The sequence below is a fragment of the Thermococcus sp. M36 genome (genome assembly GCF_012027355.1).
In the GTDB taxonomy this organism is placed as follows: Archaea; Methanobacteriota_B; Thermococci; order Thermococcales; family Thermococcaceae; genus Thermococcus.
The window spans coordinates 1-381 of the sequence record NZ_SNUH01000390.1; the positions used below are offsets into that span (position 1 = coordinate 1).

A 381-nucleotide genomic window follows, 5' to 3' on the forward strand; every position below is an offset into this window, starting at 1 on the left:
TGCGGTAATCATCGGTAGATTTTGAAGTTGCAATATCTTCCGGGTTAGGATATCTTCTTAGTAAATCATCTTCCCATTCATCTAAACTTTCAAGCGGGTTTATTTTTGAAGCAATCATAAGTGGCTTTATTAATTTGTTTGAACTATGAAAACACTAATCTACAATTTTGCTTTTAGATTTTATAGTATCATCTGATAATAGTTACACTTCCGGAAATTTTCGGAATATTATTTTTTAAATCAATTATATAGTAGTAGGTGCCAACAGGTAAAGGTTGATTATTAAAAGTACCGTTCCATCTTTTATTGTAGCCTTTTGATTGAAAGATAAGTTGCCCTGTTCTTGAATAAATAAACACTTCTGCTTCGGCATAAGTTTCT

At 31.0% G+C, this 381-nt stretch carries 1 protein-coding gene; it reads right to left on the reverse strand.

Annotated features, from left to right (window positions below; genetic code table 11):
* Positions 1-188: 188 nt before the first annotated feature.
* Positions 189-381: gliding motility-associated C-terminal domain-containing protein (locus tag E3E36_RS12790; RefSeq protein ID WP_167895679.1), on the reverse strand; the 193-nt coding region annotated here is incomplete at its 5' end.